A 19,688-nucleotide genomic window follows, 5' to 3' on the forward strand; every position below is an offset into this window, starting at 1 on the left:
GGAGATGGATATGAACTGGCATCCGATCGGTGACATTTCCGACATCCCACTGCGCGGCGCCCGCTGCGTCAAGACTCCCCAAGGCAAGATCGCCGTGTTCCGCACCGCCGAAAACGAGGTCTTCGCCATCGAGGATCATTGCCCGCACAAGGGCGGCCCGCTCAGCCAGGGCATCGTCCATGCGAGAGCCGTGACCTGCCCGCTGCACAACTGGGTGATCTCGCTCGAAACCGGCAAGGCCCTTGGCGCCGACGAAGGCGAGGTCCGCACCATTGCGGTCAGGAACGAGGACGGCGCGCTGTTCATCGCGCTCGAAAGCCTGATGATGGCGGCGGAGTGATGGCAACAGAGGTCAAGACCACCTGTCCCTATTGCGGCGTTGGCTGCGGCGTCATCGCCAAGGTGGCCGATGACGGCGTGGTCTCCGTCAAAGGTGATCCCGACCATCCCGCCAACTTCGGGCGGCTGTGCTCGAAGGGCTCGGCGCTCGCTGAAACCATCGACTTGGACGGGCGCATCCTGCATCCCGAGATCGATGGAAAGCCGGCCGGCTGGGACGACGCGCTTGACCTCGTCGCAGCCAAATTTTCGCAAGCGATCGTCGAGCACGGACCGGACTCCGTCGCCTTCTACGTTTCCGGCCAGTTGCTCACCGAGGACTACTACGTCGCCAACAAGCTGATGAAGGGTTTCATCGGCTCCGGCAATATCGACACCAACTCGCGCCTCTGCATGTCGTCCTCCGTCGCCGGCCATCGCCGCGCCTTTGGCGCCGACACGGTGCCGGGCTGTTACGAAGACATGGAGCTCGCAGATCTGGTGATCCTGACCGGCTCGAACCTCGCCTGGTGCCACCCGGTCATCTACCAGCGGCTGGCCGCCGCCAAGGCTGCCCGTCCGTCGATGAAGGTCGTCGTCATCGACCCGCGCCGGACGATGACAGCCGACATCGCCGACCTGCATCTGGCGATCCGGCCCGATAGCGACGTGGCCCTGTTCGTCGGCCTGTTCGGCCACCTGATCGCGACCAACGCCATCGACCAGAACTATGTCGCCGAACACACCACAGGTTTTGCCGAAACCTTCGCAACGGCGTCGGCTGTCTCGACCAACGACGTGCTGGAGCAGACCGGCCTGCCCGCCATGCAGCTTCGCGAGTTCTACCGGCTGTTCGCCAAGACGGAAAAGGTCGTCACCTGCTACAGCCAAGGCGTCAACCAGTCGTCGTCGGGCACCGACAAGGTCAACGCCATCATCAACTGTCACCTCGCCACCGGCCGCATCGGCCGGCCGGGCATGGGACCGTTTTCGCTGACCGGCCAGCCGAACGCCATGGGCGGCCGCGAGGTCGGCGGCCTCGCCAACATGCTCGCCGCCCATATGGCGATCGAAAGCGCCGAGGACCGCGATCGCGTCCAGCGCTTCTGGCAGTCGCCTGTTATCGCGACCAGGCCCGGCCTCAAGGCCGTCGATATGTTCAAGGCGGTGGGCGACGGCCGCATCAAGGCGCTGTGGATCATGGCGACCAATCCCGTGGTCTCGATGCCGGATGCCGATGCCGTCGAAGCGGCGATCAGGGCCTGCCCCTTCGTCGTGGTCTCCGACATTCTGAAGGACACCGACACTGCCCGTCACGCCGATGTGCTCCTGCCATCGCTTGGCTGGGGTGAGAAAAGTGGCACGGTGACAAACTCCGAGCGGCGCATCTCCCGCCAGCGGCCGTTCCTCGACGGACCGGGTGAAGCACGCGCCGATTGGTGGCAGTTGGCCGACGTTGCGCGACGGATGGGTCTCGAAGAAGCGTTCGACTTCACCTCGCCCTCGGAAATCTTCGCGGAACACGCGGCACTGTCAACCTTCGAAAACGATGGCAGCCGTGACTTCGATATCGGTGCCCACGCCGAGACCGATCAGGACGGCTATGACGCACTGCTCCCCTTCCAATGGCCGCAGCCTGCCGGCGCGCCGCAGACAGAAACGCGTTTCTTCGCCAAGGGCGGCTTCTACCACGCGGACGGCAAGGCGCGGTTCATCGCGGTCGAGCCAGCCATCTGCGACCGCACCAATCCTGACTATCCTTTCACGCTCAACACCGGCCGCATCCGCGACCAGTGGCACACGATGACGCGCACCGGCAAAAGCGCCCGCCTTTCCTCCCACATCGCCGAGCCTTTTGCCGAGCTCCACCCGCGCGATGCGATGGAAATCGGCGTCGGCAATGCGGCCCTTGTCGAGATCGAGAGCCCTTATGGCAAATCGATCGTCCGCGCCCTGATCACCGAGCGACAGGCCCGTGGCAGCATCTTCGTGCCGATGCACTGGAACGACCAGTTTGCCGCCAGGGCCCGCATCGACGTCGTCGTCGCTCCGATCACCGATCCCATATCCGGCCAGCCTGCCTCCAAGAACGTTGCCGTCGCGGCACGCCCTTTCAAGGCGGCCCACTATGGCTTTGCCGTATCGGCAGCGAAGCCTGATGGTCTTGATGCCGCCTATTGGGCGGTGGCAAAGGCCGAGGGTGGCTGGCGCTTGGAGCTTGGCTTCGATCAGCCCGTGGAAGACTGGCACAACTGGTGCCGCGAGACATTCGCTATCGCCGGACACATCGAGCCGCTCGGCTATGCCGACCAGCAGACCGGCGATCTCCGGCTGGCCTTCTTCGATGGCGCGCGCCTGCTGGCCGCTCTGTTCCTGGCGCGCCAGCCGGTTGCGGTTGCCCGCAACTGGGCGATCTCGCAGCTCACCGCCGCGCATGACGATCTGCGCAAGCGCTTCGCGCTTGTCGCCGGCCGCCCCGGCGCCGACAAGCCGGACCCGGGTGCCACCGTCTGCTCCTGCCTCAGCGTCGGCGTCAACCAGATCATATCAGCCGTGCGCGGCGGCTGCCACAGCGTCGAAGCCGTCGGCGCCCACACCAATGCCGGAACCAATTGCGGCTCGTGCCGCGCCGAAATCAGGGGGATCATCGATGGATGTCTTGCAGCCGCCGCGGAATGACAGCCCGGCCCGCATGGACCGGCTCGCCAAATTGCCCATCTTCTGGGCGCTCGAAGGCAAGCGTGTCGTGGTTGCTGGAGGCACGGATGCCGCGGCCTGGAAGGCCGAGTTGCTGGCCGCCTGCGGCGCGGAAGTCCATGTCTATGCAGAGCAACTATCCGAGACATTCCAACACCTGATCGCCCAGAATGCCGCACATCCGCAGGGCAGATTCGTTCACGCCGCACAGAGTTGGGACAGGAAGAGCATGATCGGTGCGGTCATGGCCATCGCCGACTGCGAGCAGGAGGACGAAGCGCAGGCATTCTTCGACGCCGCGCGCGACGCCGGCGTACCGGTCAACGTCATCGACAAGCCCGCCTTCTGCCAGTTCCAGTTCGGCTCGATCGTCAATCGATCGCCCGTCGTCGTGTCGATATCGACCGATGGTGCGGCTCCGATCCTTGCGCAGGCGATCCGCAGACGCATCGAGACGCTGCTGCCGCAAGCGCTGAAGGGCTGGGCGCAGCTTGCCCAGTCGCTGCGGGAAGCGGTCAATCAGCGGCTCGCAACGGCCCAGTTGCGCCGCGCCTTCTGGGAACGGTTCGTCGATCGTGCCTTTTCAAGTTCGGATACGCCGGAGGAGGGCGTCGGCGGGCAGCTTCTCGATGATGCCGACAGGCTTCTCGAAGCGCCCGCCTCTTCTACCTGCACCGGCCGCGTCACGCTTGTCGGCGCAGGCCCCGGAGACGCGGAACTGCTGACGCTGAAGGCAGTGCGCGCCCTGCAGGCTGCCGATGTCATCCTGTTCGACGATCTCGTTTCGTCAGAGGTGCTGGAGCTTGCCCGCCGCGAGGCCAAGCGCATGCTGGTCGGCAAGCGCGGCGGTCGCACCAGCTGCCGCCAGGAGGATATCAACGAGATGATGGTCAAGCTCGCCAAGGCGGGAAAACGCGTGGTGCGCCTGAAATCCGGCGACCCGATGATCTTCGGCCGCGCTGGCGAGGAGATCGCCCATCTCGACCGGGAGAACATTCCGGTTGATGTCATCCCCGGCATCACCGCAGCAAGCGCCATGGCCTCGTGCCTCGGTATTTCGCTGACCCATCGCGACCACGCACAATCTGTTCGCTTCATCACCGGTCATTCGCGCAGTGGTGGGCTGCCGGTGGACGTGAACTGGGCGATGGTCGCCGATCCGCACACGACGACGGTATTCTACATGGGCGGCCGAACGGCGGCGCTGATCGCCGATCGGTTGACCTCCGAGGGCTTGTCGCCTTCAACACCAGCCGTCATCATCAGCGATGTCAGCAGGGCGACGCAGCGTCACTGGCGCGGCCAACTCAAGACCATCAGGGACGGCATCGCCGCAATCGGTTATGAAAAGCCCGTTCTGATCGCCGTCGGCCTGGCTTTGGCTGCAGGCCGAAAGATCGTCGAGGTTCCAGACAGCCCTGCGGGCTGGGAGAACGTTGCGGATATCGGCTTGCAAGGTGGTGGCGGTATGGCCGCCGGTCGCCCTATCATCTTGTCTGGCGGCATTGGTCAGCTGGCATCGGCCGTACAATGATGAGGCTTTAGCCACTCCCGCGCCCGCGGCTCAGGTCGAAGGCTGTCAAGAACGCAAATCCAGATTTGCGGTGCGGCTATCTCGATCCGCTGTCATCGCTGATGCGCCACGATGGCCAAGCCGCGATCGGGCTCGCAATCGGTATGGGGTCGGACGCCAACCGGCTGGAGTTCGGCGTAAACGTCAAAACCGGCAGTATCGGTGACCCCGGCTCAGAAAGCTTGAATGCCGCGTTCAATGTTCGACTCGTCGGCTTGTCAACGAGATGGGGCAACGCATGTCAGTTGCTCGGAGTGCTCGGTGCCGTGCTATTCTGGTAGTGGTGAATGCCGGCACTAGCGGTTGAAAACATGCGCTCATTTTTGAGGCGCTCGGCAAACCCCGATGCCCGGACATACTCGAGCACATCGGGATTCAATCCCGCGAGCCAAAGCGTGACACCTTGCTCTGCAAGCCTTCTTTCGCTCTCGATCAACATCTGCAGCGCAGAATATTCTATGTCGAAGACCCTGCTTAGATCCAGCAGGAGAACGCCGGGGTTCGCGTGGATGACAAGTTCCCGGACGCGATCGACGACCTGTTGCACATTGACGAAGAAGAGCCGGCCTTCCGGTCGCACAATCAACAGCCCATCGAAGGTTTCGTCATCGGGATGCAGTGCCGAGAGCGGGCGCAGGATATCTTCATCGCGCTTGCGGCCGAGGACGTGGATACGCGGGTTGGCTGCCTGGCTCGACAAACCGACCAAGGACAGGACGACGGCAACGACAATGCCTTGAAGCGTGCCAAAGACAAGCACACCCAAAAAGGCTGCAACCGCCCACCGAAACTCCATCCTTCGAACCTTTCGGATCAAAGCGAATTCCTCCGGCTTGATCAGCCCAACGGAGTAGACGATCACGATTGCAGCGAGCGCCGCTTGAGGCAGGAGGCCAAGCAATGGGGCAAGCACCAACATCGTCGCAACAGAGACGGCCGCCGCAACGAGAGAAGCCTTCTGGGTTCGTCCGCCGACGGCACGCACAACCGCGGTCTGCGACGTACCGCCGCCTGCAGGCATCGCTCCGAAAAATGCGCCAGAAAGGTTCGCCGCACCGGTTGCGATCAATTCACGGTTTGGTCGGATGGACATGTCGGACAGGGCGGCAAAGGCGCGGCCGGCGGCGATCGTCTCGGTGAAGCTCATCAGCGAGATGCCGATCGCCCCAGGCAGCAACCGGGTGACAAGGTCGATGCTCGGCAGGGTCAGCGAGGGCAGCCCCTGTGGGATGCTGCCGACGATCGAAACGCCATGTGTGCTGAGGCTGAACAGCCAGGATACTGCAATCGCCGTCCCGACGACGGCAAGGGGGGCAGGCGAGTGAGGCTTCACCCGTTCCATGAGAAGCAACGACACAAGTGCAACGCCTCCCACCAAAGCCGTCGCGGTCGAGGTTTCTGGAAGGTGCTGCAGGAGGCTCAGTACGTCTCGGAAGAAGCCCTCCTTGGCAAAATGGAGGCCAAACAGCTTCGGTATCTGATCGAGCACGATCACCAGCCCGATACCAGCCTTGAAACCGGTCAACACAGGCGAGGAGATGAAATTCGCGACGAACCCGAGCCGCAGAGCCGAGGCCAAAATCAGCAGCAGGCCCGTCAGAGCCGTCAGCGTCGCAGTTGCCGTGATCAGCTTGCCAGCGTCGCCATCAGGCACGACAATCGCCAGTTCAGCGGCAGTCAGGATCGCCAGTGTGGTCGTCGAACTGACACTCAGGACGCGCGACGTTCCTAACAGTGCATAGACGATCATCGGGACAAAGGCCGTGTAGAACCCCACGCTCACCGGCAGGCCCGCAACGGTCGCATAGGCCATCGCCTTGGGCAGGACCACCGCGGCAGCCGTCAGACCCGCAATGATATCCGGTCGCAATGTGCCGGCTGATGGCTCGTTTGATCTGTCAGCGCCCGTTGACCAAAGCATGTCTCCCCCTTGCCTGCATCAAAGAGGGTGCCGAAGAGCGCCTTTCGTTGCGCTCACTTGACGCCCTCGGCATCCCAATCCCCAGCTTGCTTCCCGACAGACACGAATGCCTGCGAATTTCGGCGGCTCTATCCCGCAACCACGTTGACGATAATGGTTCCCCAGGTCGTGAGCAGGATGTGGCCGATGGGCACCGCCGGCGTATAGCCGAGGACGGCAACGGTACTGCCGGATCGGTCCTGGATGGCCGCCATTCCCGCCGTCATGGTCTGCGCACCGGTTAGCCCACCGAGCAGCAATATAGGGTTCATTCGCAGCACGTAATGTCCGAAATAAAGTCCGACGATCATCGGGAGAATGGTCACGGCCATGCCGCCGAACAACAGGCCAATCCCCGCCTCAGAGACGGCCGAGACGAAGACAGGTCCCGCATGCAGACCGATCATCGCGACGAAAGCGGCAAGCCCCAGTGCGGTCATTAGCGATACCGCGGCATCTGGGATGCGGCCGAAGAGCGGAAAGCGCGTGCGCAGGTGCCCCACAAGAAGACCCGCGAGCAATGTGCCCACGCTGGTACTCAAGGAAATCCTGATGTCACCGACAGGAAACGCGACGACGACCCCGACAAGCCCGCCGAGGAATATCGCAAGTCCGAGAACGAAGAAGTCCGTTGCCGTTGTCGGTGCAACGATGGCGCCAATCTGTTTGGCGGCATGTGAGACAACCGCTTCCGGACCGACGAGGCGGACCACATCCCCCCGTTCGACGGCGACCCCAGGTCCAATCGGGATGTCGTTTCCGCCGCGCGTGATCTGACGCAGATAGAGACTGTGTGCCCAACCGAGCTTGGCCACCTCCTCTATGCTGCGACCCCGGATGTCACGGGATGTTACCAGAACGTCGGCAACCGATACCGGAATGTCGAGAAGCTCGCGGTCTTCCACCTCCTCGGCGCGTGGGCCGAGCACGCGTACCAGAGTTTCCCGCGTGCCCGACACGGCAACGACGTCCCCTGGGGCCATCACAACCTCGGGCGCCGCCTCAAGGATCAGCCCGCCCCTTCGCAAGCGCTGGATGAAAAGCCTGTGTTCTGGAAGAGTCGTTTCAGCCGCTCTCATGGACATGCCGACAATTGGTGCGCTTTCCGCGATCCGGTAGGCGCGCAGTTCGAAGCGGTGCCAGGCCGAAGCGACCCCGGCAGCTGTCCGGGTTATCCCGAGCTCCCTTTCCAGTTTCAGCGCCTCGGCAGCAAGGTCGATTCCAAGCAGTCTGGGGCCCGCAACGCTGCAGAATAGAATAACGCCAAGGGCGCCGAATATGTAGCACACCGCGTCAGCGACAGCGATGTGGGCCACAAGACGCAGACGATCGACTTCCGGTAGTGGCAGTGCGTTGATTGCCTCACTTGCCGTTCCCATGGCCGGGCTTTCGGTGAGCGAGCCCGAAAGAAGCCCTGCAGCAAACCCCGGATCAAGATCAAGCGCCTTGGCGACCACGATGGCCACCAGCAGCCCGGTGACACAGACGACGATGGCCAGCAGCACGGGTTTCAGCCCGTCTCGTTTCAATGCCTGCAGGAACTGCGGACCGACCGAGTAGCCGATACCGAAGAGGAACAGAAGGAACAGGAATGATTTCGCCATCGCTGCAATCGGCACGTCGGCGAACTGTCCTATCAGGATGCCTGCGAACAGCGAGCCTGTGACGGGGCCGAGGCTAAAGCCTCCCACTTTAACGCCACCTATCAGGTATCCGATGCTGATCGCGAGAAACACGACAAGCTCGGGATACTTGACCAGGAATTGTTCGACCCAAACCATCTGCAGACCAGCTCCCGTTCCTCGATGCAGGGCCAAACGCCCCGGACCACCTCAGCCTGCGCAACAAAACCAACCCTGTGAGCCGCCACGGTAGTGTCCGTGGCAGATATTGCGGGATAGCGCGGCTATCGCTCCGCGCCGGTTGATCACCGCTTTGCCTTTGCCGCGACCGCGTCGGGTTTGACCAGCTTGAGCCCCCTGGCTTTCTCGTAGCCATGGATTTCTTTCACATCGAGTTTGCGCATGAAGTCGATGGTCTCCTGCGTCAGGACCTGCCCCGGCACCATGATGGGAAAGCCCGGTGGATAGGGGATGACGAAGTTGGCAGAGACCATTTCCGGCCCCTCCCGCAGCCGCCTGTCGCACTCGGCACCGATCAGCGGCACATATTCGCAAACGGACGCATCATAGGCGTTGAAGAATGCAGTGCGCATGTCGCCCTCGGGCGTCAGCTGTCCGGCATCGCCGCGGTAGACCTCGTGGAAATGGCTGAAATTGGGAAGATCAGGGACATCGGTCATCAGTGATTTTACCCGCGCTGCGAAGCTGGCACGCTCGCCTTCGCCGCCATCGGCCAGCCGCTTTTCGATGCCATGGCAAATCTCGACGAGAACGCGGATGAGGTGAGCGACGTCACTTCGCGTGTTGTTGATATTCGACTGCAGCAGCACGCTGTTGCGCGATGTCTTGTTCAGCTGGATACCATACTCGTTTGCGAGCAGACCTTTGAATTGCGTCCCGTCGAAACCGGCTGTTCCGCAGACCAGCGTCATGCGCGTCGGGTCGAGGTAGAACTCGTCTTCCTGCATCGCCTTGACCGCCGTCGCCCAAGTCGAGCCGGGCGCGAGATAGTCCTTGAAGCCCGACTGGCGATACTCCTTGGGGATCATATCGTCTGCGCCGAGAACGCGGAAATATTTCGCGATCAGCGGGTGCTCGTTTACGGCCCGCCGGATCTTCAGCGATATCTCGATGGCGTTCATCACCAGGCCGTAACCTTCGAGCTCCATCTGCCGGCGGGCGACGTCGAGGCTGGCAATCAGTTGCTGGTTGGGGCTGGTCGAGGCATGCGTGAACACCGCTTCGTGGAACTGCGCCTCGACCGTATGGAAGTCGACATCCCTGACCAGCAACATCGACCCTTGGCGAATGGCCGACATCGACTTGTGGGTGGAGTTGGTCTGATAGACGCGCAGACGCACCAGACGCGGGTCGGGGATCAGGCGAGCGGCCAGCAGCACGTCATCCGACGGGTTTTCTCCGAGCTCCGCCTTCTGCTTTTCGTATGCCTTCACGGACGCGGGATCGCGTAGCCAGTCCTCGATATCCGCTGCCGCACCCATGGCGGTGCGCGGACGCAGGAACGGCGAGAACCGGGCGAATCCCGACCACGCCTCATCCCAGAGGAAGATGAGATCAGGCTTGATCGCGAGGCATTCCTCCATCACGCGCCTGACATTGTACATGTGTCCGTCGAAGGTGCAGTTGGTCAGGTCAAGCAGTTTCAGCCGATCGAGACGACCCTCGGCTCTGAGCGACAGCAGCGCGCGCTTGATGGTCGCAAGCGGCACCGCCCCGTACATCGAGTAAGCCGTCATCGGAAAGGCCTCGACGTAGTAGGGCTGGGCGCCGGTGAGGACCATGCCGTAGTGGTGAGACTTGTGGCAGTTTCGATCGACCACCGCGATATCGCCGGGTGCCAGCAGCGCCTGCACCGCCATCTTGTTGGACGTCGATGTGCCGTTTGTCACGAAGAAGACGTGGTCGGCGCCAAAGGCGCGCGCGGCCATGTCCTGCGAGCGCTTGATGTTGCCGGTGGGCTCCAGAAGGCTGTCGAGGCCGCCGGTCGTCGCGCTGCTTTCGGCCAGGAAGAGATTGAGGCCGTAGAACTCGCCCATATCGCGAATCCAGTCGGACTTGAACACCGACTTGCCACGCGCGATCGGCAGCGCATGAAACGTGCCGATCGGCCGCCGCGCATATTTCTTGAGATTGTCGAAGAACGGCGTCTCGTAGCGCGCCTGCACGCCTTCCAGTATGGCAAGATGCATTTCCAGCGGTTCCTCCACCGCGTAGAAAATCCGCCTGATGGCATCAGCTGTCGGATCGCCGGCAATTTTCTCCACCTGACGGTCGGAGAGCAGATAGATGTCGAGTTCCGGGCGAACCCGTCGCAAGGTGCGCGCCAGCCGCAACGCCGACATGTCAACGCTCTCCGTCTCACCAAGCGGATCAAGCACCGAGCGCAACACCGGCGCATCGTGGCGGGAGCGGTAGGGGAAACCTTCGGCGAGGACGACCGAGATGATATCGGGGTTGAGGAGAACCGCGCAGACCGCGTCCTCGAACGATCCGACGATGATAGGCTCGTAGATGAAAGTATCCTCGGGGCGTCGCAGTCTGCGGATCTCCCGGGCGTATGCGGGCCATCGCGCCGCTGGCTGGCTGTTGACGAACAAAGCTTCGAAATATGGGCGCCGACCGCCCATTTCGCCTGTTGCTGGCGGCATGACATCGACCACCTCCGTCGGCGACATTTCATCATGGACGTCCCATTCGGCTTGACGGCCACGATAGGCGTGGGTCAGCAACCCGTTCGAGATGCGGCGTGCCAGTTTTGCCGCTCCACCCGCATCATTCGTGGCAATCAGTTCCCGCAGCGCAGCCAGCAGCTGCGCCCCCGGATAGGCATGATATTCCTCGACCGCCTCCAGCGCGGAGACCGCCGCGTCCAACGCTCCCCTGTCCCCGTGTCCGGTCGCACAAGCGTCTGCCAATGTCGTGAGTTCGCGCCAGTTGTCGGCCCGTGCGGAATGGATGAGCAGGAACTGATCGATCTGTGCGGTCTTGCTTGACATTTCGCGCTCCAACGTCGGTCACGGTTGATTGTCCAGCCATAGCCAGCAAGCGTTCATCACGCTGACTTCGGCCACGGCTATGCTTCTGTTGCAGAGACTCTCGGAAAGAGGGCGTCGTCCAGCGTGGCCGCACACCGCCCGTTTCTCCAGCATGGTCAGGCCAGCAACAGCACCAGGACCATGCCCCAGATGGTCAGCAGCGTGTTGCCGACCGCGTAGGTGACTGTGTAGCCGAGGCCGGGAATCTGGCTTTTGGCCCGGTCGTTGATCATCCCGAGGGATGCCGTCGTCGTGCGGGCGCCAGAGCAGCACCCGAGCAGAATGGCGGGGTGAAACCGAAAGACATATTTCCCCACGTACATGGCAAGGATCAGCGGTACCGTCGTCACGATGATGCCCCACAGGAACAGGCTGAAGCCGAGCTGCTGGAGACCGGCGACGAAACCCGGTCCCGACGATATCCCGACGACGGCAATGAACACGTTGAGGCCGACGGAGTTCATGAACCAGACGGTCGGCGATGGGATGCGCCCGAATGTCGGCCGCACCGAGCGAAGCCAGCCGAAGAAGAGACCTGAGATCAACGCGCCACCGGACGTCGATAGCGTGAGCGGAACGCTGCCAATCTTGAAGGTCAGTGCACCAACCAAGGCACCGATCGCAATTGCAGCACCGATGAATGCCACGTCTGCGACGTCGGTCTGCGCATCCGGACGTCCCAGATCCTTCGTGGCGGCGGCCGTATCCTGCGTCCGCCCGACGATGGTCAGGATATCCCCGCGGTGCACCTTCGTATTCGGCAGGATCGGGATTTCGGTCGCCGTCGCCCCACGAACGATCTTGCGCAGAAACACCCCGCGGGCGGTTGGCCTGATCGCAAGCTCAGCCAGCGTCTCGCCATCGACATCCTTGTTGGTGACGAAAACATCGACCCCGTCGGCAGGAACGGCAAGCAGTTCCCGATCATCCACCTCGTCTGCGACGCTGCCGATCAGGTCCACGAGAACTTCTCGACGCCCCGCGACCGCGACCACGTCGCCCACCATGATCATTGTGTCCACGGTAGCATCCTGCACTTTGCCTGCGCGCCGAATGCGCTCGATGAAGACGCGCTCGGACGGCAGCAGGCCTTCAGCCTCGAGCGCTGTCATGCCCACTATCCTGGCGCCGTCTTTCACCCGGTAGGCACGAAGTTCGTAATTGTGCCAAGCCGTTCCGGCGCCACCGAGGACCTTTTTCCCACCCTGCTCCTCCTCGTATCTCTTGCATTCGGCTTCAAGATCGATGTTCATCAGGGCTGGGCCGATGAGAGCGAGTACGATCGCGGAGCCGACGGTGCCGAAAATATACGTCACGGCGTATGCGACCGGCATCGCATCCAGCATCGCCTTGCTCTGCTCCGGCGGCAGCCCCAGGCGACCAATGGCGTCAGTCGCAAGGCCCATTGACGCAGAAATCGTCTGCGAACCGGCATAGAGCCCAACCGCGGAGCCGATGTCGTAGCCGGCGAACAGCGCGCCAAAATAGGCTGCGCCCAGGCAAAAGAAGCAGACCACAACAGCGAAAAGCGCTTGCGGAATTCCGTCCTTCGCTATCCCCCGTACAAACTGCGGACCGACGCCGTAGCCGATTGCGAAGAGGAACAGGAGAAAGAATGTCGATTTCAGCGGCGGCGAAATGGTTATGCCCAACTGGCCGATCAATACGGCGGCAATGAGCGTGGCAGTCACCGCGCCAAGCCCCAACCCTTTGAAGGTGAACGACCCGAAATAGTAGCCGAGCCCCAGTGATAGAAAGATCGCAATTTCCGGGTAGGTACGAAGCGTACTGACAAACCACTCTATCATCGGGTGCCTCACTTGTTTGATAGCAGGATGCGTTACAAGGCGACGTCGTTCCGCTCACTTGTTTTACGTGCAGCTATGATCAAGAAGTCTCGGCTAACCTACTCAGCAACGACCATTTTCAAAGTAAGATACCGTATATTACAGCCGATGATCTGCGTTCCGCGGCCCTCGCAAAGCATCGACCGATCCCCCGGATGTTGCCTGCGGGTCATGTTCCGGGTAGGCAGCCGCCGCGCTGGGTTGGCGCGCGTAGCCGAACCGCGGAGACGCCGTGCCCTCTGCCGCAGCGCCTCGACGATGCGGCGTGGCTAAGGTTGTGCTATTTCGCCTTTGGCCGCGCGGTAGGCCTGCAGATAGCCGCGTGCGACAGCTCGGATGGCTCGGCCGATAGAGGTGTAAGCCTCATCGGGCAGATTGGCGAAGGACACACGCACCGACCAGTTCGGTGCCTCGAAGCCTGATCCGTTCAGAACCACGATGCCGTGGTCTTCGGCGAGCTTGAAGGCGATGTCGAGCGGGTGAATATTCTGCTTCACCCAATCGGTGACGTCATCGCCAACGTATTTGCGCGCCCAGAACTCGTAGTCGATAATGCCGTAGTAGCGATCGAAGTAGGGGCGCGCCTGAAACTCGATGCCCATTCCGTCCATGAGTTTGTGGAAGCGTTTTTCGCAGATCGCCATGCAGGCTTTCTGATAGACCTTGTTGTCATCCAGCATCTCGACGAGACCGAACAACGACATCATCACCTGTTGCGGCAAGGAGAGGCCGGCGGTGTGGTTGAGCGCCACGTCACGGCTGTCGGCCACGATACGGTCGATGAACTTGATGTCGCGCGGCTTGAGCGTCAGGGCCTTGTATCGCTCGTCAAGGAGCTTTTTGGTTGGCTCCGGCAATGCCTGGATCATCTTGTCGAAGATGTTGTCCTGAGCGACCGCTACCACGCCGAGCCGCCAGCCGGTGCAACCGAAATACTTGGAATAGGAATAGACGCCGATCGTATTGTGCGGCAGGTGCCCCATCACCGATTCAAAGTTCGGCACGAAGGTACCGTAGACATCGTCGGTCAGGATCATCAGATCCGGCCGCTTGTTGTTCACGAACTTGACCAGCCGATCCATCGATTCCGGGTCGAGCGCGACCGCCGACGGGTTTCCGGGGTTGACAATGAACAGCGCCTTGACCGTTTTGTCTTCCAGGGGACGCAGGTCTTCGTCGGTGAGTTGGAAGCGATCCTCGGCCTCAGCCGAAATGTGGATCTGCTTGAGCGCGTAGTCTTCCAGATGCGGCATTTCCAGATATGGCGTGAAAATCGGCGTCACCAGCGCGATGGTGTCGCCGGCATTCAGGAGCCGTGCATTCTTAAGTGCCTTGAAAATGTAGCACATCGCCGCGGTGCCACCTTCGACCGGATAAAGGTCGAACTTCGCGCTCGGTCTATGACCTGCGCACATCGCCCACATCAGGTACTCGTGGGTAATCGCTTCGTTATGAACGAGAGAGCGATCGGGCACAGGATAGTGATCGCCGATGATGGAGTCGGTCAACTCGTTGACGAAAGTGTCGGGATCGAAAGCGAACTTCTTGATGGCGAAATCGACCACATCGCCAAGCGTCTCGGCGCCCGGCGTGTCCACATCGCCCTTGCGCCTTTCGGCAAACGCCTTGAGCCTCTTGTAGCACCCTTCGAGGGGAGGCATTCCGGCGAGCCCGGCCTCCTCGTCGAAAGACATTCTTTTGGATTCGGTGAGTGCAAACTGCCCGAGCAGGAAGAAAGCCTCGCGGGCACGCGTAGCAATCCAGTTCGGATTGCCCCGACCGGCGTTCAGATAGGTGCGGTTGGATTTGTCCGCCTGCGCCAGCCTGATGAGTTCGTCCTTGATTTCGAACGGGCTAAGGTCTTCGAACTTGGCGTAAACACCAGCGTCGGCCATCACAGTCTCCTCGAACAATGAATGATGGGCGAATGGTGGCTTGGGCTGGTGTCACAGGGAAGTATGTTACAGGGCTGGTTGGCGCAACATACGGTATGCTACGGGAGCAGGTCCGACTGTTGATCGGCATCAGGATGCCAGCCTCTCGGGGAAACCCGGGTGACGGTGCTGTCGGAGACAGCGATCATGGCGCACGAAACTCGGTCATGCATTACACTGGACAATATGAGCATTTCGGCCTTGAAGCTCCAGTCGCTTCAAAGCGCGATGCGGTGACCACCGCAACAAAAGGGCGTTTCGCCACGCGACGGCATCAGCGATCACCATCGCCGGAGCGAAAGTAAAGCCGCTGTATGACAGCCATCATCAGTGCGGTCGCCCATCCGAAGATGATCCAGCCGTTGACGGCCTCGAACACGGCGACCTGCCGCCATTCCTTGCCGAGGACAATATCACCATAGCCGACAGTGGTGAACGTGACAGTCGAAAAGTAGGCGGCATCTTCAAAGGAGGGGAGGACCCCGAATATCGTGAAGAACAACGCCCACAGGATGACGTCAAGCATGACCGGAACCAGGAGATAGATAATCCAGACGACGGTCACGAGGGTCGCGTTCCGCCTGAGATAGTCGGGATGCCTCGCCTCCATGCGACGGAAGATGCTAAGCCCCGCAGACATGAATATGGCCTGTATTGCAACGGTCGCGGCAATGAGTGCCGCCGCAATGAAGAGTCTTACGAGCACGGGGCCTCCCGATCGCATTCTTCTGGAGTGGTCACTACTGGGATGAAGTCCATGTCGGTTCAATCCATTGACCAAAAACCCCATAAAAAGCAGAGCATTAGCGACAGGTAAGCGCGCAGGGTTTCGTCAACTTAGGCTCGTTGCACTTTTGGCAGGGAGGGCGACACGCGTAACATACCGTATCTTACCCCAGCCGCCGCGTATCATACTGCCTTCAGCCTCCTAAGCGCCCTATCATCGGGATCGATTATCAGATGAACTTGGAGGACGTTGAAATGACATCAACAGAGACATCTGCACCCCAGTCGATGGCCACTGCCGAAAATCTACGCAAGCGAGCCCTTGAGCTGCAAATTGCCGAAATGGAGCGCGACGAGAAGATCAAGGCGCGGGAAGCGACGAAGCATTCCGAGTTCGTCGAGGATTTCTTTCGCAAGCACATTGGGGACAAGGAGCGCGCCATTATCAAGCGCCTGGTCATGAAGGCCGCGGCGGACGGCAAATACGAAGCGATGATCTACAGTTTTCCGTCCACCTTCTGCGACGACGGAGGGCGCGCCATCAACAACAGTCTCCCGGGATGGCAAAAGACGCTGCAGGGAAAGGCGAAGGAAATCCTCGATTTGTTCGAGCAGATGGCCAAGCCGCAAGGGTACGGACTGAAAGCCATGATCATCAACTTTCCCGGGGGCATGCCGGGCGACGTTGGTCTTTTCCTGACATGGGAGCCGCCCATTGAATGACCTCCCAGCGGGCTGACTGGAGGAAATGCCCAGTTGAAGCGATCGGGACCGCACTAAAGTTCTCGTCGGAGACGATGGCTGGCGCATGGACGCCGGCCACTCGAAGTGGACCACGGAAATGACCACCCTAGCTCGCCCTCTGACTTGGCCATGAAGTCCCGGGCGAAAGGCGATATTCCCAGCCCTGTGACAACGGTCGCGTGCGCAGCTGCCACCCGCGACCGTCTCGACCTATTCATGAACGACGGTCCAGTTGCTGCGGTCCGGGTTGAACTCCTTGATCGCGGCAGCTTTCTCTTCTGTCTGTGGTCCGAGATCGCGTTGATAGATCAGGCTCATGCCATTGGCGATAAACGTCTGCACCCCGGTCACACGGTATTTGACCGGCCAGGCGATCACCGCAAAGCCTGCCGTCATATGGCCGTTGACGATGTAGCTCTGCTTGCCGCCCAGCACATTTGCGCCCTGCCCGGTGAGGATGCGATAGCGATATCCGAAATAGCCCTCGCCTCGCTTGGCCTTGCCGAAGGCGGCCGTCTCGATCAATGCGCCTGCGGGACTGTCTTCTTCGTAAATGCCCGGCTCCCAGTAAAGACCGTCACGCTGACCAGGGCTGCTGATCAGTTTCTGGGCATACTCGTAAATACCGTCGCTGTTGCGATCCTCGGACGCATATTCGTGCTGGGCCAGAACAAAGTCCCGTATGGTCTGTATGGTGGCCAACTCGTTCTCGCCAATGCGGCGGTTGACAATCTCCTCCAGCCCGGTTCGGGTGTCGAACGACCATTTTGCGCCCGTACCCTGAGACCCCGCGCCCTGAGACAACGGGAACGGCAAAGGCCAGAGCCTGTCGCCGATGGCAACGACCTTTCGCCCTCCAAGGTCCTCAAGAATGATCTGCCGCGCAGCACCCTCACGGAACAATCCGTAGGTGACCATCGCCTCGTTGCTGGCACGCAGCTTGTCGGCCTTGAGGCCAAGCAGGTTTGCCAGCCCATCGACATCGTTCGAAGCCAGCACGGCCTTCAACCGCTCGAGCGCCAGCTCTGGCGTATCGAACGACGGCATCGGACCGGTTGCTGCGAATTCCGCGAGGCTCGTCTGCGCCATCGACGAACTCGCGAACGTTAAGGGCAGGACAACGCCAACCAGCAAATGTATCAGCTTCAGTCGCAGTCTCATGGTTGCCTCCATTGTCTCGGGAAACCGATCAGATCTTATCTTCGTCCACCGCCACGCCCGCCACCGCCACGCCCGCCGCCGCCACCTTGGTGTCTCGGTGGTGGACGGGTATGGGCCCGTGGCGCGCCGCGTTGCCCGCCGCCCATGCTTTGCCCGCCGCGCTGGGAGGCAACCGCCTCGCGACGGCCGGACTGCACATTGCCAAGAGCACTGGACTGCCTTGGGCGATTGTCAGGCCGCGCCGCCATCTTTGGTGCGCTGGAATTGCGTTTTGCGCTTGCAGCCGGCTTCGACGAACGGTTGGCCGCGTTGGCCGGACGGGTGTCAGGGCGGGCAGCGTTCGGCCGGTTCGCCGTTGGTTTGTTGACCTTCGACTTGGCGTTACCCTTCAGCCCATCGACTGTGCCCTTGCGAATATCGTCGGCACGCGCCGCGGTATTCCTGGCTCCCGGCCCAAGGTTGCCTTTGCGGTCGCTCACCTTGTTTTTCAGCTGGTTGCGATTGTCCGACTGGAGGCTGGACTTGATTGACGACCGATCGAGATCCCCGAGCTGCGCCCTGTCGATGCTCAGCTTGCTGCGATCGACCTTCGTCCAATCGACATCGTTCCAATTCACCTTGCCGCTGAAGTTTCTATCGTTGAAGCAATTCTTGCAGTCGATATCGACATCGCCGCGCCAGTTGCCGCCCCAGACACCCCAATCGTCCCAGTTGACGATGGCAGCCCATGCGACGCCCGTAACCGCGCCGGCGAAAAAGGCCGCACCTGGGTAATAGTAGCTGTCATAGGAGTCGGGATAATAGGAGATCGGTTCAACCGCATAGCCGGGCTGATACAGCATCTCCGGCGCATATTGCGGTATGTAGATCTTCTCCGGGTTGGTTGGCCGAATGATGACATTGTCGTTCTCGGTGACGACAGTCACCTTGTCGTCGGTCTTGATAATGTTCTTCGCAATCGCTTCGTCACGCAGCTGCTGGATGGCGATCAACACGTCCTTTTGCTGATTGGTGAGCGCATCGCCAAGCGACTGCGTCCAATCGAGATCGTCGCTCATCATCTTGACGATATCAGGATAATTGAGCAGCGAGATGACGCTGCCGTCCCAGTCGTCTTTCGGCTTCAGCGCAGAACTCTTCTTCTTTGCCTCAAGGAAGCGTTGCGCCTCGACGATCTGCAACGGGAACAGTGACGCTGCCGAAATCGCCGCAACCAATTCATCCGGGTAGAGCGCGATGCGCGCCACCAGGATCGCCAGCTCGTCGTCAGAGAGCAGATCGGTCTCGACGGCCTCTGCCGCCGCGGGCTTGGGCGCTGGTGTTGGCGTCTGTGAATAAGCGAAGGGACCGGGCAGCATCGAGATGATGGCTAGCGCCGCGAACCCGGTGGTCAATCTGAACGATCTTGCTGTCATGACGCATCGACCTTCCTGTTCAAAATGGCAATAAACACTCCAGCTCAACGCGATCGAGGTTTGGCCTCTTCGGGTCGTCTGAGAACCACGACATTTGATTGGGCCAGCGCCTCGCCGATTTCGTTGACCAGCGCGTCCGCCAAACCTTCGTACTCCTGCCGGCGCACCGTTCTCTCGTTGTGAGGAAGATCGTCGATGCGTGCGAGTGTCTCTACGACCGCCGCAAGATCTTCACACATGCTGCGGAACGCCTCACTCACGCGAAACAGATGCTGGACCTTGCTGGCTTGATCAGGAAAATTCGCCTCCGCCACGGCGAGAGCAGACATTCGCGGCGAATAGCTTTTTCCCCAGGTCATCACAGCCCCCCGCTGTCAGGTTCACGCCGTGCAGGCAGGAACATTGTATTGCGGTTGCTCGGATTGCAGACGTAACATACGCGAACCTACGCACCAGGGCATTCGCCATGCCGCTTTCGCCGACAAACCGGCCCCACTCTATCGATGTCCATGACGCGCCCGCCCACGGCAGGATAAAAAGCTGGAGCCTTCCGTTCGAGCGACGTGACGACCACTCGGGCCCAACCAATCCGATAGATGTTACGTGATGCTACGGGCTTCCGGGTTCCCGCGGGT

Annotated in this window: 13 protein-coding genes; 4 read left to right on the forward strand and 9 right to left on the reverse strand. The window is 61.1% G+C overall.

Annotated features, from left to right (window positions below; translation table 11 throughout):
• Positions 1-4 precede the first annotated feature (4 nt).
• The 3 genes from nirD to cysG are packed head-to-tail and all read left to right on the forward strand — an operon-like array spanning position 5 to position 4,549.
• A complete protein-coding gene (gene nirD, locus GVL52_RS02610) occupies positions 5-340 on the forward strand; it encodes a nitrite reductase small subunit NirD (protein ID WP_160003777.1) in 336 nt (111 codons plus the stop codon).
• The gene (locus tag GVL52_RS02615; protein WP_160003779.1) at positions 340-2,997 is read left to right on the forward strand and encodes a nitrate reductase; all 2,658 of its coding nucleotides are present in this window, start codon (positions 340-342) and stop codon (positions 2,995-2,997) included. The genes nirD and GVL52_RS02615 overlap by 1 nt, the downstream gene beginning before the upstream one ends.
• A complete protein-coding gene (cysG, locus tag GVL52_RS02620) occupies positions 2,969-4,549 on the forward strand; it encodes a siroheme synthase CysG (RefSeq protein WP_160003781.1) in 1,581 nt (526 codons plus the stop codon). Before GVL52_RS02615 ends, cysG begins: the two co-directional genes overlap by 29 nt.
• Before the next feature lie 280 nt (positions 4,550-4,829).
• Here cysG and GVL52_RS02625 read toward each other — a convergent pair whose 3' ends face one another.
• The 6 genes from GVL52_RS02625 to GVL52_RS02650 form a co-directional block, all read right to left on the reverse strand.
• A complete protein-coding gene (locus tag GVL52_RS02625) occupies positions 4,830-6,509 on the reverse strand; it encodes a SulP family inorganic anion transporter (protein WP_160003782.1) in 1,680 nt (559 codons plus the stop codon).
• A 128-nt stretch (positions 6,510-6,637) separates the two neighbouring features.
• On the reverse strand, positions 6,638-8,329 hold the full coding sequence (gene aspT / locus GVL52_RS02630) for an aspartate-alanine antiporter (protein WP_160003784.1): 1,692 nt from the start codon (positions 8,327-8,329) through the stop codon (positions 6,638-6,640).
• A 146-nt stretch (positions 8,330-8,475) separates the two neighbouring features.
• On the reverse strand, positions 8,476-11,187 hold the full coding sequence (locus GVL52_RS02635) for a decarboxylase (RefSeq protein WP_160003786.1): 2,712 nt from the start codon (positions 11,185-11,187) through the stop codon (positions 8,476-8,478).
• Positions 11,188-11,342: 155 nt separating this feature from the next.
• On the reverse strand, positions 11,343-13,034 hold the full coding sequence (gene aspT / locus GVL52_RS02640) for an aspartate-alanine antiporter (protein WP_200847743.1): 1,692 nt from the start codon (positions 13,032-13,034) through the stop codon (positions 11,343-11,345).
• 308 nt (positions 13,035-13,342) lie between these two features.
• Positions 13,343-14,968: a bifunctional aspartate transaminase/aspartate 4-decarboxylase gene (locus GVL52_RS02645; RefSeq protein ID WP_160003790.1), complete on the reverse strand. Its 1,626-nt coding sequence runs from the start codon at positions 14,966-14,968 to the stop codon at positions 13,343-13,345.
• Positions 14,969-15,281: 313 nt separating this feature from the next.
• Positions 15,282-15,731 carry a potassium channel family protein gene (locus GVL52_RS02650; RefSeq protein WP_160003792.1) on the reverse strand — a complete coding sequence of 150 codons (450 nt, stop codon included), beginning with the start codon at positions 15,729-15,731 and terminating at the stop codon, positions 15,282-15,284.
• Positions 15,732-16,021: 290 nt separating this feature from the next.
• On the opposite strand from GVL52_RS02650, the gene GVL52_RS02655 reads away from it, so the two are divergent.
• Positions 16,022-16,456, forward strand: coding sequence for a hypothetical protein (locus GVL52_RS02655; protein ID WP_160003991.1), 435 nt, complete (start codon positions 16,022-16,024; stop codon positions 16,454-16,456).
• A 231-nt stretch (positions 16,457-16,687) separates the two neighbouring features.
• Here GVL52_RS02655 and GVL52_RS02660 read toward each other — a convergent pair whose 3' ends face one another.
• The 3 genes from GVL52_RS02660 to GVL52_RS02670 are packed head-to-tail and all read right to left on the reverse strand — an operon-like array spanning position 16,688 to position 19,412.
• The gene (locus GVL52_RS02660; protein ID WP_160003793.1) at positions 16,688-17,638 is read right to left on the reverse strand and encodes a DUF2950 domain-containing protein; all 951 of its coding nucleotides are present in this window, start codon (positions 17,636-17,638) and stop codon (positions 16,688-16,690) included.
• 35 nt (positions 17,639-17,673) lie between these two features.
• Positions 17,674-19,053 carry a DUF3300 domain-containing protein gene (locus tag GVL52_RS02665; protein WP_160003795.1) on the reverse strand — a complete coding sequence of 460 codons (1,380 nt, stop codon included), beginning with the start codon at positions 19,051-19,053 and terminating at the stop codon, positions 17,674-17,676.
• Between the two features lie 44 nt (positions 19,054-19,097).
• Positions 19,098-19,412, reverse strand: a complete 315-nt coding sequence (locus GVL52_RS02670; protein WP_160003797.1) for a hypothetical protein — start codon at positions 19,410-19,412, stop codon at positions 19,098-19,100.
• Between the last annotated feature and the right edge of the window lie 276 nt (positions 19,413-19,688).

Source organism: Rhizobium sp. 18055, from assembly GCF_902706285.1.
GTDB lineage: Bacteria > Pseudomonadota > Alphaproteobacteria > Rhizobiales > Rhizobiaceae > Rhizobium.

What these genes read in the sequence shown, in the direction of transcription:
- GVL52_RS02660 (WP_160003793.1), bottom strand. Translation starts at nt 17,638, where the DNA reads ATGAGACTGCGACTGAAGCTGATACATTTGCTGGTTGGCGTTGTCCTG.
- GVL52_RS02625 (WP_160003782.1), bottom strand. Translation starts at nt 6,509, where the DNA reads ATGCTTTGGTCAACGGGCGCTGACAGATCAAACGAGCCATCAGCCGGC.
- GVL52_RS02635 (WP_160003786.1), bottom strand. Translation starts at nt 11,187, where the DNA reads ATGTCAAGCAAGACCGCACAGATCGATCAGTTCCTGCTCATCCATTCC.
- GVL52_RS02645 (WP_160003790.1), bottom strand. Translation starts at nt 14,968, where the DNA reads ATGGCCGACGCTGGTGTTTACGCCAAGTTCGAAGACCTTAGCCCGTTC.
- GVL52_RS02650 (WP_160003792.1), bottom strand. Translation starts at nt 15,731, where the DNA reads ATGCGATCGGGAGGCCCCGTGCTCGTAAGACTCTTCATTGCGGCGGCA.
- cysG (WP_160003781.1), top strand. Translation starts at nt 2,969, where the DNA reads ATGGATGTCTTGCAGCCGCCGCGGAATGACAGCCCGGCCCGCATGGAC.
- GVL52_RS02615 (WP_160003779.1), top strand. Translation starts at nt 340, where the DNA reads ATGGCAACAGAGGTCAAGACCACCTGTCCCTATTGCGGCGTTGGCTGC.
- nirD (WP_160003777.1), top strand. Translation starts at nt 5, where the DNA reads ATGGATATGAACTGGCATCCGATCGGTGACATTTCCGACATCCCACTG.
- aspT (WP_200847743.1), bottom strand. Translation starts at nt 13,034, where the DNA reads ATGATAGAGTGGTTTGTCAGTACGCTTCGTACCTACCCGGAAATTGCG.
- aspT (WP_160003784.1), bottom strand. Translation starts at nt 8,329, where the DNA reads ATGGTTTGGGTCGAACAATTCCTGGTCAAGTATCCCGAGCTTGTCGTG.
- GVL52_RS02655 (WP_160003991.1), top strand. Translation starts at nt 16,022, where the DNA reads ATGGCCACTGCCGAAAATCTACGCAAGCGAGCCCTTGAGCTGCAAATT.
- GVL52_RS02665 (WP_160003795.1), bottom strand. Translation starts at nt 19,053, where the DNA reads ATGACAGCAAGATCGTTCAGATTGACCACCGGGTTCGCGGCGCTAGCC.
- GVL52_RS02670 (WP_160003797.1), bottom strand. Translation starts at nt 19,412, where the DNA reads ATGACCTGGGGAAAAAGCTATTCGCCGCGAATGTCTGCTCTCGCCGTG.